The following is a 16,142-nucleotide window of genomic DNA, read 5'->3' as shown; positions in this document are numbered from 1 at the left end:
GCGGGATAGCGGTACAATGCCGCTGCTTTTTTGGGATCCTTTTTGCTTATTTGAGATACACGGAATGAAAAAATTACTGATTGCAGGCGTCAGCGGACTGCTGTTTGTGGCAAGCCAGGCGAGCGCGCTGAACGTGGGCGGCGAAGTGGGCGAGCATTACACCAATCTGACTGCGGGTTTTGGCACCGAAAGCACCGGTCTTGCCCTGACCGGCAACTGGGCGCATAACGACGATCACGGCGACATCGCAGGTCTTGGTCTGAACTTCAACCTGCCGCTGGGGCCGTTTATGCTCTCCCCGGGCGTTCGCGGCGTTTACCTGAATCCGAAAGAAGGCAGCGAAGGCTACGCGGCAGCGGTAGGCGGCGGCGTGAAGTTACCGATTGGCCAGAGCTTCTCGCTGTTTGGCGATTACTACTATTCACCGGATTCACTCTCCAGCAGCATTGATGATTATCAGGAAGCGAGCGTCGGCGCGCGCCTCTCTGTATTGCGCCCGCTGAACATTGAAGCGGGTTATCGCTATATCAACGTAAGCGGTAAAGATGGCGATCGCGACAGCAAACTGGCCGACGGCCCGTATGTTGGTGTCAGCGCCGCTTTCTGATCCTCCCGGCGCGGCTTTCGTCGCGCCTTTTCTTCCCCTTTCTCCCGCCCGCTTGCGCTATAGTGAAGCGTTCCCTTTGTGTGGAGAAAATAATGCTGAAAGTAGAAATGCTCTCGACGGGCGACGAAGTGCTGCATGGTCAAATCGTCGATACCAACGCCGCATGGCTTGCGGACTACCTCTTTGAAAATGGCTTCCCCATGACCCGCCGCAACACAGTAGGCGACAACCTGGACGCGCTGGTGGCCATTTTACAGGAGCGCAGCCAGCAGGCAGATGTAGTGATTGTGAATGGCGGCCTCGGGCCGACCAGCGACGATCTCAGCGCTGAAGCGGCGGCGAAAGCGGCAGGCGTAGGGCTGGAACTGCATGAAGAGTGGCTCGCGCATATGGCGCAGTTTTTCACTTCCCGTGGGCGCGTCATGGCGCCGAGCAACCGCAAGCAGGCGATGATCCCGGCTGGCAGCGAGATGGTGGATAACCCCATCGGCACCGCCTGCGGCTTCGCCATGACGTTGAATCGCGCATGGATTTTCTTTACCCCAGGCGTACCGTCGGAGTTTCGCCAGATGGTCGAGCAGCAGATCGTGCCGCGTTTGCGCCAGCGTTATCCGCAAGTCGAACCGCCGGTTTGCCTGCGGCTTACTACGTTTGGCCGCTCAGAAAGCGATCTCGCCCAGAGCCTGAACGCGCTTGCGCTCCCGCCTGAAGTGGTGATGGGCTACCGCTCCTCGATGCCGATTATCGAACTAAAACTGACCGGGCCTGCGAAGGCGCGTGAGGCGATGGAAGCGTTGTGGCCGAAAGTGCGTGAAGTCGCGGGAGAAAGCCTGATTTTCGAAGGCACTGAAGGTCTGCCCGCGCAGCTTGCGCGCCGCTTGCAGGAAAAAGAGCTGCGCCTGTCGCTCAGCGAACAATTCACGTCCGGGCTGCTTGCGCTCCAGCTGCGTTCTGCGGGCGCGCCGCTGCTCGACAGCGAGGTGCTGACCGACCGCGATGAAACGCTGGAAGAGACCGCGCAGCGGGCAGCGGCGCTGGTGCAAAAAGCGGGCAGCGAACTGACGCTGCTGGTAGGCGCCATGCAGGATGAGCAAGTCAACGTAGTGTTATGCACCCCTGTGGGGCTGCATGCGGCGCGGCTGCAATTCAGCGCCAGCCGCCATGCGTTACGCACCCGCCAGGAGGTCTGCGCCATGATGGCGCTGACTATGCTGCGACGCTGGCTTAACGAGACGCCGGTGACCGCAGAGCAGGGCTGGGTGCGGGTGGTGGAAGCATTCAGCCAGTAGCGGCGCAGCATTCTCTCTTCTGAACGCAGCGGGCGAAAACCGGCTGCGTTTTTTTATGCGCCCGGCATTCATGGGCTACTGCATTTCACGCATTTCACGCATTTCACGCATTTCACGCATTTCATCATTACCCAATCAGCTTCACAAAACCAGAGCGACGCCTCTTTTAACGAGCATAATCGACCATCAAACGAAAGCAAAAGAACATAAAAACGTCATGTAATCTTCGTTTGTCATAAAACTGTAACATTATGTGCGATGTTTCACAGCAATTATGGCAAAAGCGCCGTATTCTCCTGCGCGAAAACAAACATAAGCAGCGCAAATGATTATGCGCTTGCACGCCAATACCTGCCAGGAGAGTGACATGTTAAGTATTTTCAGACCCGCCGCCCATCAGGCGCGGCTTCCCGCAGACCGCGTGGACCCGGTTTATCGCCGCCTGCGCTGGCAGATCTTCATGGGCATTTTCTTTGGGTATGCCGCCTACTATCTGGTGCGGAAAAACTTCGCGCTCGCCATGCCTTACCTGGTGGAGCAGGGCTTTTCCCGTGGCGATCTTGGGTTTGCGCTTTCCGGTATCTCCATCGCGTATGGTTTTTCTAAATTTATTATGGGCTCGGTTTCCGACCGCTCGAACCCGCGCGTTTTCCTGCCTGCCGGGCTTATTCTTGCCGCTGCGGTGATGCTGTTTATGGGCTTCGTGCCCTGGGCGACATCCAGCATCATGGTGATGTTCGTGCTGCTGTTTCTGTGCGGCTGGTTCCAGGGCATGGGATGGCCGCCGTGCGGACGTACGATGGTGCACTGGTGGTCGCAGAAAGAGCGTGGCGGCATCGTTTCTGTCTGGAACTGCGCGCATAACGTGGGCGGCGGCATTCCGCCGTTACTATTCCTGCTCGGCATGGCCTGGTTTAACGACTGGCACGCCGCGCTTTATATGCCCGCCTTCGGCGCCATACTGGTGGCGATTATCGCTTTCGCATTAATGCGCGATACGCCGCAATCCTGCGGTCTGCCGCCCATTGAAGAGTACAAAAACGACTACCCGGACGACTACAGCGAAAGGGATGAGCAGGAGCTGACGGCGAAGCAGATTTTCATGCAGTACGTGCTGCCGAACAAACTGTTGTGGTACATCGCCATCGCCAACGTGTTTGTCTATCTGCTGCGCTACGGCATTCTCGACTGGTCGCCGACCTACCTCAAAGAGGTCAAACACTTCGCGCTGGATAAATCCTCGTGGGCCTATTTCCTTTATGAATATGCAGGCATACCGGGCACGCTGCTGTGCGGCTGGATGTCCGATAAAGTGTTCAAAGGCAACCGCGGCGCGACCGGCGTATTTTTCATGACGCTGGTGACCATCGCGACTATCGTTTACTGGCTCAACCCGCCGGGCAACCCGACGGTGGACATGGCCTGCATGATTGTTATCGGCTTCCTGATTTATGGCCCGGTGATGCTGATTGGCCTGCATGCGCTGGAACTGGCGCCGAAAAAGGCGGCGGGCACGGCGGCTGGCTTTACCGGTCTTTTCGGCTACCTCGGCGGCTCGGTCGCGGCGAGCGCTATCGTAGGCTACACCGTGGATTTCTTCGGCTGGGATGGCGGCTTTATGGTAATGGTGGGCGGCAGCATTCTGGCGGTACTGTTGCTGATAGTCGTGATGATCGGCGAGCGAAAACATCACCAGGAAATCCAGGCGAAACGTGCTTAAGGAGTAGTAATGAAGCTGAGAACAACGCTTGCGGCGCTGGCGCTTTGCGCCGTTGGCGCAAGCGCTGCGGCGGGCGATAAAATCGTGATTGCCCACCGCGGCGCAAGCGGCTATTTGCCAGAGCACACGTTGCCGGCAAAAACGATGGCCTATGCTCAGGGCGCCGATTTCCTCGAACAGGATTTGGTGATGACCAAAGATGACCAGCTGGTGGTGTTGCACGACCATTATCTGGATCGCGTTACTGACGTGGCGGCGCGTTTCCCTGACCGGGCGCGTAAGGACGGGCGTTATTACGCTATCGACTTTACGCTCGCCGAGATTAAATCCCTGAAGTTTACCGAGGGGTTTGATATCGAAAACGGCAAAAAAACGCAGACCTTTCCGGGGCGTTTTCCCATGGGGACATCGGATTTCCGCATTCATACTTTTGAAGAGGAAATTGAGTTTGTTCAGGGGCTGAATCATGCCACCGGCAAAAACATCGGCATTTACCCGGAGATCAAAGCGCCCTGGTTCCATCATCAGGAAGGCAAAGATATCGCGGCGAAAACCCTGACGGTGCTTAAGCAGTATGGCTATAGCACGAAGCAGGATAAGGTCTATTTGCAATGTTTCGACGCTGCTGAGCTTAAGCGCATTAAAACCGAGCTTGAGCCGAAAATGGGGATGGACGTAAAGCTGGTGCAGCTTATCGCCCGGACCGACTGGAAGGAAACTCAGCAGAAGCAGCCGGACGGCACCTGGGTTAACTACAGCTATGACTGGATGTTTAAGCCCGGCGCGATGAAGGAAATTGCGAAATATGCCGACGGCATCGGGCCGGATTACCACATGCTGATAGCGCCAGACGCCTCGAAAGGGAATGTGAAGCTAACGGCGATGGCGCAGGAAGCCCATGCCAGCCAGTTGCTGGTTCATCCTTATACCGTGCGCGCCGACCAGTTGCCGGATTACGTCAGCGATGTTAATGCGCTTTATGAGGCGCTTTACCGTAAAGCGGATGTGGAAGGGGTGTTTACCGATTTCCCCGACAAAGCGGTGCAGTTCCTGCATCAAAACCACTAAAAAAGGGGCCTCGGCCCCTTTTGTGTTTCTGTGTTAACAGATTACATCTCTATTTCTATATCTCCCTGCGCTTTGCAGCAGCAGGGGAGAATTTCGCCGGGCTGGATAAAGGCCAGCGGCTCGGTAAGCCAGGTCACCTGGCCCGTTACCAGCCGCGTGCGGCATGAACCGCAATAGCCTTCGCGACACTGGTATTCCACCGCCACCTTGTGCGACTCCAGCGCGATAAGCAGCGACGGATGCGCCTCGTCGCACTCAAGCTGCGAACCGGTCAGGCGAAGCGTAACGCGGCACATATCAGAGCTGGAAGCTGCTGAGATCGTCGTGGTCGATTTCAGAATCGATCTGGCCGACCAGGTAAGAGCTAACCTCTACCTCTTGCGGCGCCACCTGAACGTTGTCTGATACCAGCCAGGTGTTGATCCACGGGATTGGGTTGGAGCGGGTTTTAAACGGCAGCTCCAGCCCCACCGCCTGCATGCGAATATTGGTGATGTACTCCACATACTGGCAGAGAATGTCTTTGTTCAGGCCGATCATCGAGCCGCCCTGGAACAGGTATTCCGCCCACTCTTTCTCCTGCTGCGCCGCCAGCACGAACAGGTCATAGCACTCCTGTTTGCACTCTTCAGCGATCTGCGCCATTTCCGGGTCATCTTCGCCGCTGCGCATCAGGTTCAGCATGTGCTGCGTGCCGGTCAGGTGCAGCGCTTCGTCGCGGGCGATGAGGCGGATAATTTTGGCGTTGCCTTCCATCAGTTCGCGCTCGGCGAAAGCGAAGGAGCAGGCGAAAGAGACATAGAAGCGGATCGCTTCCAGCGCGTTCACGCTCATCAGGCACAGGTAGAGCTTTTTCTTCAGCTCATGCAGGTTTACGGTCACGGTTTTGCCGTTGACGCTGTGCGTGCCTTCACCCAGCAGATGCCAGTAGCTGGTCATCTCGATCAGGTCATCGTAATAGTGGGAGATACCCTGAGCGCGCTTAAGGATTTGCTCATTCGTTACGATGTCGTCAAACACCAGCGCCGGGTCGTTGACGATATTGCGAATGATATGGGTGTAAGAGCGCGAGTGAATGGTTTCTGAAAACGCCCAGGTTTCCACCCAGGTTTCCAGCTCCGGAATGGAGATAAGCGGCAGCAGCGCCACGTTGGGGCTGCGGCCCTGAATAGAGTCCAGCAGCGTCTGGTATTTCAGGTTACTTAAGAAGATGTGTTTCTCATGCTCCGGCAATGCCTGAAAGTCGATGCGGTCGCGGGAAACGTCCACCTCTTCCGGGCGCCAGAAGAAAGAGAGCTGCTTTTCAATCAGCTTTTCAAAGATTTCATATTTTTGCTGATCGTAGCGCGCTACGTTTACCGGCTGGCCGAAGAACATCGGTTCAAGCAGCTGGTCGTTTTTCGTCTGTGAAAAAGTGGTGTAGGCCATGACATAAATCCTGTCTGCAAACAAAATCGGCTGTGGAAGGTGGCGATCGCGTTGCGTATCCACCCTACGGCTAACAGTTGCGGTTATTCCTCAAGGGCAGGTAAGCGAAGCGCCGCCTGCCGCCTTAACAACAAAAGGGCGGGTTTCCCCGCCCCGCTTTTAAATCTTACACGCGCCGCTTTCGCAGCCGTCGTCCTGGATGGACGGCGCCAGGTCATCCTGGGCATCTTCCGCGCCGTCGCGGGTGTTCTGGTAGTAGAGCGTTTTCACGCCGAACTTGTACGCCGTGAGCAAGTCTTTCAGCAACTGCTGCATCGGCACTTTACCCGACGGGAAGCGCTGCGGGTCATAGTTGGTGTTTGCCGAAATCGACTGGTCGATGAATTTCTGCATCAGGCCAACCAGTTGCAGGTAGCCGTCGTTATTCGGCATTTCCCACAGCAGCTCGTACTGATCTTTCAGCTGTTCGTAGTCCGGCACCACCTGGCGCAGGATGCCATCTTTCGACGCTTTGATGCTGATATGGCCGCGCGGCGGCTCAATGCCGTTGGTGGCGTTGGAAATCTGCGAAGAGGTTTCCGAAGGCATCAGCGCCGACAGGGTAGAGTTGCGCAGGCCATGCGTTTTGATGGATTCGCGCAGGCTTTCCCAGTCGTAATGCAGCGGTTCGTTGGCAATCGCATCCAGATCTTTCTTGTAGGTGTCGATGGGCAGAATGCCTTTGCTGTAGGTGGTTTCGTTAAACCACGGGCAAGCGCCTTGCTCTTTCGCCAGTTCGTTGGAGGCTTTCAGCAGGAAGTACTGAATCGCTTCGAACGTTTTGTGCGTCAGGTTGTTGGCGCTGCCGTCGGAGTAGCGCACGCCGTGCTTCGCCAGATAGTAAGCGAAGTTAATCACGCCGATGCCCAGCGTACGACGGCCCATCGCGCCGCGTTTGGCCGCCGGGATCGGGTAATCCTGATAATCGAGCAGAGCGTCAAGGGCGCGTACCGCAAGAATAGCCAGCTCTTCCAGCTCGTTCAGGTTGTTAATCGCGCCAAGGTTAAAGGCGGAGAGGGTGCACAGCGCGATTTCGCCATTCTCGTCGTTTACATCTTCCAGCGGTTTGGTCGGCAGGGCGATCTCCAGACACAGGTTAGACTGGCGCACCGGCGCGACTACCGGGTCGAACGGGCTGTGGGTGTTGCAGTGGTCGACGTTCTGAATGTAGATACGGCCCGTGGAGGCGCGCTCCTGCATCATCAGCGAGAAAAGCTCAGAGGCTTTAATGCGCTGCTTACGGATGCTGTCGTCTTTTTCGTATTTCACATACAGACGCTCGAACTCATCCTGGTCGGCGAAAAAGGCGTCATAGAGGCCCGGGACGTCAGACGGGCTGAAGAGCGTGATATCTTCGCCTTTCAGTAAGCGGGTATACATCAGCTTGTTGATCTGCACGCCGTAGTCCATATGACGCACGCGGTTCGCTTCGGTGCCGCGGTTGTTTTTCAGCACCAGCAGGCTTTCCACTTCCAGATGCCACATCGGGTAGAAGAGGGTTGCCGCGCCGCCGCGAACGCCGCCCTGGGAGCAGGATTTCACCGCAGTCTGGAAATGCTTGTAGAACGGAATGCAGCCGGTATGGAACGCCTCGCCGCCGCGGATCGGGCTGCCGAGCGCGCGAATGCGGCCAGCGTTGATGCCGATGCCTGCGCGCTGGGAAACGTATTTCACAATTGCGCTGGAGGTGGCGTTGATGGAGTCCAGGCTGTCGCCGCACTCAATCAGCACGCAGGAGCTGAACTGGCGAGTCGGGGTGCGCACGCCGGACATAATCGGCGTCGGCAGTGAAATTTTGAACGTCGAGACCGCGTCGTAGAAACGTTTAACGTAATCCAGACGGGTTTCGCGCGGGTAGCCGGAGAACAGGCACGCCGCCACGAGAATGTAGAGGAACTGCGCGCTCTCGTAGATTTCGCCGGTCACGCGGTTCTGAACCAGGTATTTGCCTTCCAGCTGTTTAACAGCGGCGTAGGAAAAGTCCATGTCACGATGGTGATCGATAAAACCGTCCATCTGCTGGAACTCTTCTTCCGTGTAGTCTTCCAGCAGATGTCTGTCGTATTTGCCAAGCTCCACCATGTTGACGACGTGATCGTAAAGCTTCGGCGGCTCAAACTGGCCGTAGGCTTTTTTACGCAGGTGGAAGATAGCCAGGCGCGCGGCCAGGTACTGGTAGTCCGGGGCGTCGCGGGAGATGAGATCCGCTGCGGCCTTGATGATGGTTTCATGAATGTCGGAGGTCGTGATGCCATCATAGAACTGAATGTGAGAGCGCAGCTCTACCTGAGAGATAGAGACGTTGTTAAGCCCTTCAGCCGCCCAGTCGAGAACACGATGAATTTTGTCCAGATCGATGCGCTCTTTACGGCCATCACGTTTTGTCACCAGCAGACTCTGATTCATGTGAAATATACCTGTCCGTGAAATAGAAATATCCCCCGTTTATTCACAGGTTTCACTTTGTGATTAACTCTGTGGATAAATACTATATATTGGGGGTTTGGGATAAGTTAAACGCTATATGGTGAGTATTCTAGTCTGGATTCTTTTGAGAACAAGGCTTGATTTCAGTGTTAATTTGCGGTTGCGAAACGTTAAAATTATCTAAGTGCGCGTCTTATAAGGGCTGGAGGTCGTGTCAATATCGCGAGAAAAAAAATGAAAATATGATCAAACGCCGATTTCCTGGTCAGCAAGAAAATTGCGCAACAAAGCGCTGCGCAATTTTTAATACGAAAAGCTTATATTAACCGGGGTTTTTAGCCTGAGTATGCAACATATAATTCACATCAACGCCAGGCGCGAGCTTAAAACGGTCGGTGACAGGGTTATAGTGCAGCCCAATCATGTGCCGCTCTTTGATCTGTTGCGTTTCATCCACCCAGCCAAGCAGTTCGGCAGGCTTAATAAACTTCTTCGCATCATGCGTGCCTTTCGGCACCATGCGCAGCACATATTCCGCGCCCACGACCGCCATCAGCCAGGATTTGCCGTTGCGGTTTAACGTAGAGAAAAAGACGTGGCCGCCGGGTTTTACAAGCTTTGCGCAGGCGTGAACGACAGAGCGCGGATCCGGCACATGCTCAAGCATCTCCATGCAGGTAACCACATCATAGGCGCCCGCATGCTGGCTGGCGTGCTCCTCCACCGTTTGCTGAACGTAGTCCACTTCAACACCGCTTTCCAGCGCATGCAGACGGGCTACCTGCAACGGTTCGAATCCCATATCAAGACCGGTTACCGTCGCGCCTTCACGCGCCATGCTTTCCGCAAGAATGCCGCCGCCGCAGCCGACATCCAGCACCTTTTTGCCGAACAGGCCGCCTGAGCGCTCGGCGATGTAGCCAAGGCGCAAGGGGTTGATGCGATGCAGCGGTTTAAATTCGCCTTCTTTATCCCACCAGCGTGACGCTACGGCTTCAAATTTGGCGATTTCATCGTGATCAACGTTGCGCGCAACGGGGGGTTTTTCAGCATTCATGGGCGCTTTTACTCCTTTCTTCGCAAGAGCGTCGAGTATAACAGGCAAAACAGGGGAATAAAGCGCTCTGCGGGCCTATTCCGCTTACCGATAATCACCCGCTTGTGTTATAATTTCGCACCTTTGAATCCGGGACACAGTAGAGGGATAACGGTCAGATGAGCGACCTTGCCAGAGAAATTACACCGGTCAACATTGAAGAAGAGCTTAAGAACTCCTATCTGGATTACGCGATGTCGGTTATCGTCGGCCGCGCGCTTCCGGATGTCCGAGATGGCCTCAAGCCAGTTCACCGTCGCGTACTTTACGCCATGAACGTGCTGGGCAATGACTGGAATAAAGCCTACAAAAAATCCGCCCGTGTTGTCGGCGACGTAATCGGTAAATACCATCCCCACGGTGACTCCGCAGTTTACGACACAATCGTGCGTATGGCGCAGCCGTTCTCGCTGCGCTACATGCTGGTCGACGGCCAGGGCAACTTCGGCTCCATTGATGGCGACTCCGCCGCGGCGATGCGTTATACCGAAATTCGCCTGGCGAAAATCGCCCATGAGCTGATGGCCGATCTTGAAAAAGAGACGGTCGATTTCGTTGATAACTACGACGGCACGGAAAAAATTCCGGAAGTCATGCCGACGAAGATCCCGAACCTGCTGGTCAACGGTGCGTCCGGTATCGCCGTAGGTATGGCGACGAACATTCCGCCGCATAACCTTACTGAAGTCATCAACGGCTGCCTCGCCTACATCGAGGATGAAGACATCAGCGTTGAAGGGCTGATGGAATACATTCCGGGGCCGGACTTCCCGACCGCCGCGCTGATCAACGGCCGTCGCGGCATTGAAGAGGCGTACCGCACCGGTCGCGGCAAAATCTACATTCGCGCCCGCGCGGAAGTGGAAGCCGACGCCAAAACCGGCCGCGAAACCATCATCGTGCATGAAATTCCGTACCAGGTGAACAAAGCGCGCCTGATCGAGAAAATCGCCGAGCTGGTGAAAGAGAAGCGTGTGGAAGGCATCAGCGCGCTGCGCGACGAGTCCGACAAAGACGGTATGCGTATCGTCATTGAGATTAAGCGCGACGCGGTGGGCGAAGTGGTTCTGAACAACCTCTACTCCCAGACCCAACTCCAGGTCTCCTTCGGCATCAACATGGTGGCATTGCACCATGGCCAGCCGAAGATCATGACGCTTAAAGAGATCCTTGCCGCTTTCGTTCGCCACCGCCGCGAAGTGGTAACGCGCCGTACTATTTTCGAACTGCGCAAAGCGCGCGATCGCGCCCATATCCTTGAAGCGCTGGCCGTCGCGCTGGCGAACATCGACCCGATAATTGAGCTTATCCGCCGCGCGCCGACGCCTGCGGAGGCAAAAGCGGGTCTGGTCGCTTCAGGGTGGGATCTGGGTAACGTCGCCGCTATGCTTGAGCGCGCCGGCGACGACGCCGCGCGTCCGGAGTGGCTGGAGCCGGAGTTCGGCATTCGCGACGGTAAATACTACCTGACCGAGCAGCAGGCCCAGGCGATCCTCGACCTGCGCTTGCAGAAGCTGACCGGCCTTGAGCACGAAAAACTGCTCGACGAGTACAAGCAACTGCTGGAAGAGATCGCAGAACTGCTGCATATCCTTTCCAGCGCCGAGCGTCTGATGGAAGTCATTCGTGAAGAGCTGGAAGCGATCCGCGATCAGTTCGGCGACGAGCGCCGTACCGAAATCACCGCCAACAGCGCCGATATCAACATTGAAGATCTGATCAACCAGGAAGATGTGGTGGTCACCCTGTCTCATCAGGGCTATGTGAAATATCAGCCGCTTTCGGATTACGAAGCGCAGCGTCGCGGCGGGAAAGGCAAATCTGCCGCGCGCATTAAAGAAGAAGATTTTATTGACCGTCTGCTGGTGGCCAATACTCACGACACCATTCTCTGCTTCTCGAGCCGCGGCCGTCTCTACTGGATGAAAGTTTACCAGTTGCCGGAAGCGAGCCGCGGCGCGCGCGGGCGTCCTATCGTCAACCTGCTGCCGCTGGAAGCGAACGAGCGTATCACCGCCATTCTGCCGGTGCGTGAATACGAAGAGGGCGTCAGCGTCTTTATGGCGACCGCCAGCGGCACCGTGAAGAAAACGGCGCTTACTGAGTTCAGCCGTCCGCGTACCGCCGGCATCATCGCCGTCAACCTGAAAGAGGGCGACGAGCTGATTGGCGTCGACCTGACAGCGAAAGACGACGAAGTGATGCTCTTCTCCGCCGAAGGGAAAGTGGTGCGCTTCAAAGAAGACGCGGTGCGTCCGATGGGCCGTAACGCCACTGGCGTGCGCGGCATTCGTCTGGCGGAGAGCGACAGCGTGGTTTCGCTTATCGTGCCGCGCGGCGAAGGGGCTATCCTCACCGCCACGCAGAATGGCTACGGCAAGCGTACGCCGGTTGAAGAGTACCCGACCAAGTCGCGCGCGACCAAAGGCGTTATCTCTATCAAGGTGACCGAGCGCAATGGCGCAGTGGTCGGCGCGGTGCAGGTTGCGGAAAGCGACCAGATCATGATGATCACCGATGCCGGTACGCTGGTGCGCACCCGCGTTTCTGAGATCCGTGAAGTGGGCCGTAACACCCAGGGCGTTATCCTTATCCGTACAGCGGAAGAGGAGAACGTGGTGGGTCTGCAACGCGTGGCCGAGCCGGTGGATGACGAAGAACTCGATTCTATCGACGGCAGCGTAGCGGAAGGCGACGACGAAATCGCATCTGAAGTAGAAGATGACGATATCGACGACGCGGAAGAAGAAGACGCAGACGAGTAAGCGATTCGTTATGCGTAAGATAAGGGCCGGGAAACCGGCCCTTTGCTTTGCCGTTGCGACCCTGGCTTTTTACGGCTACCTTAAACGGCATTTACCATCACCTGTCGACGGCTACCGGTGCCACCTTGAAATACTTCGTCAATTTTCGCACGACGCTTAAAGTCTCCCGCTATCTTTTCCGGGCTTTAGCCCTGTTACTGTGGCTGCTTATCGCGCTGTTTTCGGTATTTTATATTGTTGGCGCGCTTCACGATAAAGAGGCGGAGATCCATCAGGAATTTAACCTGAGCTATGACCAGGCGCAGCGCTACATCCAGCGTACGTCGGACGTCATGAAAGAGCTGAAATATATCGCGGAAAATCAGCTACAGAACGACGATAAAACGCTGAGAATGAGCCAGCAGTCAGACGACCGGCTGGATACGCCGACGTTTGTGCCGCTCTTTCCCGATTCAGACTGCAACACCCTTGGCAACGCCTGGCGCGGCTCGTTGCAGTCGCTTTCCTGGTTTTTACGCTACTGGCACGATAATTTCTCAGCCGCCTACGATCTCAACCGCGTCTTTTTGATTGGTTCAGACAACCTGTGCATGGCGGATTTTGGGCTGCGTGATATGCCGCTTGAGCGCGACAAAACGTTGCAGGCGTTGCACGAGCGCATCATGAAATACCGCAACGCGCCGCAGGAAGAGCGGGGCAACAGCCTTTACTGGGTCGGACAAGGGCCGCGGCCCGGCATCGGCTACTTCTACTCGTTGACGCCGGTCTACCCGGGCAACCGTCTGCAAGCGCTGCTCGGCATTGAGCAGACCATCCGCATGGAAAACTTCTATACGCCAGGCAGTTTGCCGATGGGGGTGACCATCCTTGATGAAAGCGGCCATCCGTTGCTCTCTTTAACCGGACCGGAAATGCGCATTGAGCCAGACACCCGCTGGGCGCAGGAGCGCACCTGGTTTGGCTACACCGCTCGCTTTAAGCAGTTAATTCTCAAGAAAACGCTGCCGCCTTCTTCGCTCAGCATTGTCTATTCCGTACCAGTGGACATGGTGCTGGAGCGCATTCGCATGCTGATTCTTAACGCCGTGCTGCTGAACGTGCTGGTGGGCATTGTGCTCTTTACGCTGGCGCGCATGTACGAGCGGCGTATTTTTATCCCGGCGGAAAATGACGCCCAGCGGCTGGAGGAACACGAGCAGTTTAACCGCAAGATTGTCGCCTCTGCGCCGGTGGGCATCTGTATTTTGCGCACCATCGACGGCACCAACATCCTTTCTAACGAACTGGCGCATAACTACCTCAACATGCTCACTCATGAGGACCGCCAGCGGCTGACGCAGATTATCTGCGGCCAGCAGGTGAACTTCGTCGACGTATTAACCAGCAACAACACCAATTTGCAAATCAGCTTTGTGCATTCACGCTATCGCAATGAAAACGTAGCTATTTGCGTGCTCGTGGACGTTTCGGCGCGCGTGAAAATGGAGGAGTCGCTACAGGATATGGCCCAGGCGGCGGAACAGGCGAGCCAGTCAAAATCGATGTTCCTCGCGACGGTCAGCCATGAGCTGCGCACGCCGCTTTACGGTATAATCGGCAACCTTGATCTGCTGCAAACCAAAGCCTTGCCGAAAGGGGTGGACAGGCTGGTAACGGCGATGAACAACTCGTCCAGCCTGCTGCTAAAAATCATTAGCGATATTCTGGACTTCTCGAAGATTGAGTCTGAACAGCTCAAAATCGAGCCGCGCGAATTTTCGCCGCGTGAAGTGATGAGTCATATCGCCGCCAACTACCTGCCGCTGGTGGTGCGAAAACAGCTCGGGCTCTACTGCTTTATTGAGCCAGAGGTGCCGCTCACGTTGCAGGGCGACCCGATGCGTCTGCAACAGGTTATCTCCAACCTGTTAAGCAACGCCATTAAGTTTACCGATATTGGCTGCATTATCCTGCACGTGCAGGTGGAAGGGGATTATCTGAGCTTCCGGGTGCGCGACACCGGCGTCGGTATTCCGGCGAAAGAGGTCGTACGCCTCTTCGACCCCTTCTTCCAGGTGGGAACCGGCGTGCAGCGCAACTTCCAGGGCACCGGGCTTGGCCTCGCGATTTGTGAAAAGCTTATCAGCATGATGGATGGCGATATTTCGGTGGACACCGAACCTGGCATGGGCAGCCAGTTTACCGTGCGTATCCCGCTGTACGAGGCGCAGACGCCGCCAAAAGGCAGCGTCGACGGGCTTGCCGATAAGCGCTGCTGGCTCGCAGTGCGTAACGCTTCGCTTAACCATTATCTCCAGACGCTACTGGAGCAAAATGGCATCCGGGTACAGTGTTATGCCGGGGAAGAGCCTGATAAAGAAGATGTGTTGATAACCGATGATGAGCTGAGCAGCGCCTGGCGCGGCCGCGCGGCGATTGTGTTCTGCCGCCGCCATATCGGCATTCCGCTGGAGCGGGCAGCCGGCGTCTGGATGCACAGCGTCGCTTCGCCGCATGACGTCATCAGCCTGCTTGGGCGTATTTACAGCATTAACGTGGATGTGCCTTCAGGCTCGCCAGCGCTCCAGGCGGGGGCCAGCGACACCGAGCAAAACGACGACATGATGATCCTGGTGGTTGACGATCATCCGATTAACCGCCGTCTGCTTGCCGATCAGCTGGGATCGCTTGGCTATCAATGCAAAACGGCTAATGACGGCGTGGATGCGCTTAACGTACTGAGTAAAAATCATATTGATATCGTACTGAGCGACGTGAACATGCCGAACATGGACGGTTACCGCCTGACGCAGCGCATTCGCCAGCTTGGTCTGACGCTGCCGGTAGTCGGGGTGACGGCAAACGCCCTGGCGGAAGAAAAACAGCGCTGTATTGAATCGGGCATGGACAGCTGTCTTTCCAAGCCGGTGACGCTGGATGTGCTTAAGCAGACGCTGGCGGTTTACGCCGAGCGTGTGCGCCGGGCGCGGTAATAACCATAAAAAAGCGCGACGGGTAAACGTCGCGCTTGAAATAAAAAAGCCCTCACAACATGGCGAGGGCTTTTTTTTAGTCTTTGTCCGCAGGCGTCAGGCTTACGGAAGAGAGGTAGTTAAGCAGGGCGATGTCGTTATCGACGCCAAGCTTCATCATTGCCGATTTTTTCTGGCTGCTGATGGTTTTAATGCTGCGGTTAAGCTTCTTGGCGATTTCCGTTACCAGGAAACCTTCAGCAAAAAGGCGCAGCACTTCGCTCTCTTTCGGCGACAGGCGTTTGTCGCCATAACCGCCAGCGCTGATTTTCTCCAGCAGGCGAGAGACGCTTTCCGGCGTGAATTTCTTGCCTTTTTGCAACGCCGCCAGCGCTTTGGGCAGATCGGTCGGCGCGCCTTGCTTGAGTACGATGCCTTCGATATCCAGATCCAGTACGGCGCTTAAGATAGCCGGATTATTGTTCATGGTCAGAACAATAATCGAGAGGTTCGGGAAATGACGCTTAATGTATTTGATAAGCGTAATGCCATCGCCATATTTATCGCCCGGCATAGAGAGGTCGGTGATAAGGACGTGCGCGTCAAGCTTTGGCAAGTTATTGATCAATGCTGTGGAATCTTCGAACTCACCGACAACGTTCACCCACTCGATTTGTTCAAGAGACTTACGAATGCCGAACAGAACAATCGGATGGTCATCGGCAATAATTACGTTCATATTGTTCATGTAT

Annotated in this window: 11 protein-coding genes; 6 read left to right on the top strand and 5 right to left on the bottom strand. The window is 55.9% G+C overall.

Annotation, left to right across the window (positions count from 1 at the left end):
* The first annotated feature begins 64 nt into the window (after positions 1-64).
* The 4 genes from DW56_RS13315 (at position 65) to glpQ (ending at position 4,684) form a co-directional block, all read left to right on the top strand.
* The gene (locus DW56_RS13315) at positions 65-607 is read left to right on the top strand and encodes a YfaZ family outer membrane protein (protein WP_024552496.1); all 543 of its coding nucleotides are present in this window, start codon (positions 65-67) and stop codon (positions 605-607) included.
* A gap of 92 nt (positions 608-699) precedes the next feature.
* The gene (locus DW56_RS13310; protein ID WP_024552495.1) at positions 700-1,896 is read left to right on the top strand and encodes a nicotinamide mononucleotide deamidase-related protein YfaY; all 1,197 of its coding nucleotides are present in this window, start codon (positions 700-702) and stop codon (positions 1,894-1,896) included.
* A gap of 367 nt (positions 1,897-2,263) precedes the next feature.
* Positions 2,264-3,616, top strand: coding sequence for a glycerol-3-phosphate transporter (gene glpT / locus DW56_RS13305; RefSeq protein ID WP_024552494.1), 1,353 nt, complete (start codon positions 2,264-2,266; stop codon positions 3,614-3,616).
* 15 nt (positions 3,617-3,631) lie between these two features.
* The gene (gene glpQ, locus DW56_RS13300) at positions 3,632-4,684 is read left to right on the top strand and encodes a glycerophosphodiester phosphodiesterase (protein WP_024552493.1); all 1,053 of its coding nucleotides are present in this window, start codon (positions 3,632-3,634) and stop codon (positions 4,682-4,684) included.
* 41 nt (positions 4,685-4,725) lie between these two features.
* On the opposite strand, the gene yfaE is transcribed toward glpQ, so the two are convergent.
* From yfaE to ubiG, 4 genes are all read right to left on the bottom strand, one after another.
* The gene (yfaE, locus tag DW56_RS13295) at positions 4,726-4,980 is read right to left on the bottom strand and encodes a class I ribonucleotide reductase maintenance protein YfaE (RefSeq protein WP_024552492.1); all 255 of its coding nucleotides are present in this window, start codon (positions 4,978-4,980) and stop codon (positions 4,726-4,728) included.
* 1 nt (position 4,981) lies between these two features.
* Positions 4,982-6,112, bottom strand: a complete 1,131-nt coding sequence (nrdB, locus tag DW56_RS13290; RefSeq protein ID WP_024552491.1) for a class Ia ribonucleoside-diphosphate reductase subunit beta — start codon at positions 6,110-6,112, stop codon at positions 4,982-4,984.
* Positions 6,113-6,271: 159 nt separating this feature from the next.
* On the bottom strand, positions 6,272-8,557 hold the full coding sequence (gene nrdA / locus DW56_RS13285) for a class 1a ribonucleoside-diphosphate reductase subunit alpha (protein ID WP_024552490.1): 2,286 nt from the start codon (positions 8,555-8,557) through the stop codon (positions 6,272-6,274).
* Positions 8,558-8,900: 343 nt separating this feature from the next.
* Entirely contained in the window at positions 8,901-9,635 is a 735-nt protein-coding gene (gene ubiG / locus DW56_RS13280) for a bifunctional 2-polyprenyl-6-hydroxyphenol methylase/3-demethylubiquinol 3-O-methyltransferase UbiG (RefSeq protein ID WP_024552489.1), read from the bottom strand.
* 158 nt (positions 9,636-9,793) lie between these two features.
* Here ubiG and gyrA point away from each other — a divergent pair, with 158 nt between their 5' ends.
* Positions 9,794-12,439, top strand: a complete 2,646-nt coding sequence (gene gyrA / locus DW56_RS13275; RefSeq protein ID WP_029589834.1) for a DNA topoisomerase (ATP-hydrolyzing) subunit A — start codon at positions 9,794-9,796, stop codon at positions 12,437-12,439.
* Positions 12,440-12,564: 125 nt separating this feature from the next.
* On the top strand, positions 12,565-15,411 hold the full coding sequence (gene rcsC / locus DW56_RS13270; protein ID WP_024554073.1) for a two-component system sensor histidine kinase RcsC: 2,847 nt from the start codon (positions 12,565-12,567) through the stop codon (positions 15,409-15,411).
* Positions 15,412-15,487: 76 nt separating this feature from the next.
* On the opposite strand, the gene rcsB is transcribed toward rcsC, so the two are convergent.
* Complete coding sequence (rcsB, locus tag DW56_RS13265) at positions 15,488-16,138, bottom strand: response regulator transcription factor RcsB (protein ID WP_024554072.1); 651 nt, start codon at positions 16,136-16,138, stop codon at positions 15,488-15,490.
* Positions 16,139-16,142 lie beyond the last annotated feature (4 nt).

The organism is Franconibacter helveticus LMG 23732 (genome assembly GCF_000463115.2).
In the GTDB taxonomy this organism is placed as follows: Bacteria; Pseudomonadota; Gammaproteobacteria; order Enterobacterales; family Enterobacteriaceae; genus Franconibacter; species Franconibacter helveticus.
This window is presented reverse-complemented; position numbering and strand designations above follow the sequence as displayed.

Coding starts and splice junctions, on each gene's coding strand:
- gyrA (WP_029589834.1), top strand. CDS start 9,794: ATGAGCGACCTTGCCAGAGAAATTACACCGGTCAACATTGAAGAAGAG.
- nrdB (WP_024552491.1), bottom strand. CDS start 6,112: ATGGCCTACACCACTTTTTCACAGACGAAAAACGACCAGCTGCTTGAA.
- DW56_RS13315 (WP_024552496.1), top strand. CDS start 65: ATGAAAAAATTACTGATTGCAGGCGTCAGCGGACTGCTGTTTGTGGCA.
- yfaE (WP_024552492.1), bottom strand. CDS start 4,980: ATGTGCCGCGTTACGCTTCGCCTGACCGGTTCGCAGCTTGAGTGCGAC.
- nrdA (WP_024552490.1), bottom strand. CDS start 8,557: ATGAATCAGAGTCTGCTGGTGACAAAACGTGATGGCCGTAAAGAGCGC.
- rcsB (WP_024554072.1), bottom strand. CDS start 16,138: ATGAACAATATGAACGTAATTATTGCCGATGACCATCCGATTGTTCTG.
- glpT (WP_024552494.1), top strand. CDS start 2,264: ATGTTAAGTATTTTCAGACCCGCCGCCCATCAGGCGCGGCTTCCCGCA.
- DW56_RS13310 (WP_024552495.1), top strand. CDS start 700: ATGCTGAAAGTAGAAATGCTCTCGACGGGCGACGAAGTGCTGCATGGT.
- ubiG (WP_024552489.1), bottom strand. CDS start 9,635: ATGAATGCTGAAAAACCCCCCGTTGCGCGCAACGTTGATCACGATGAA.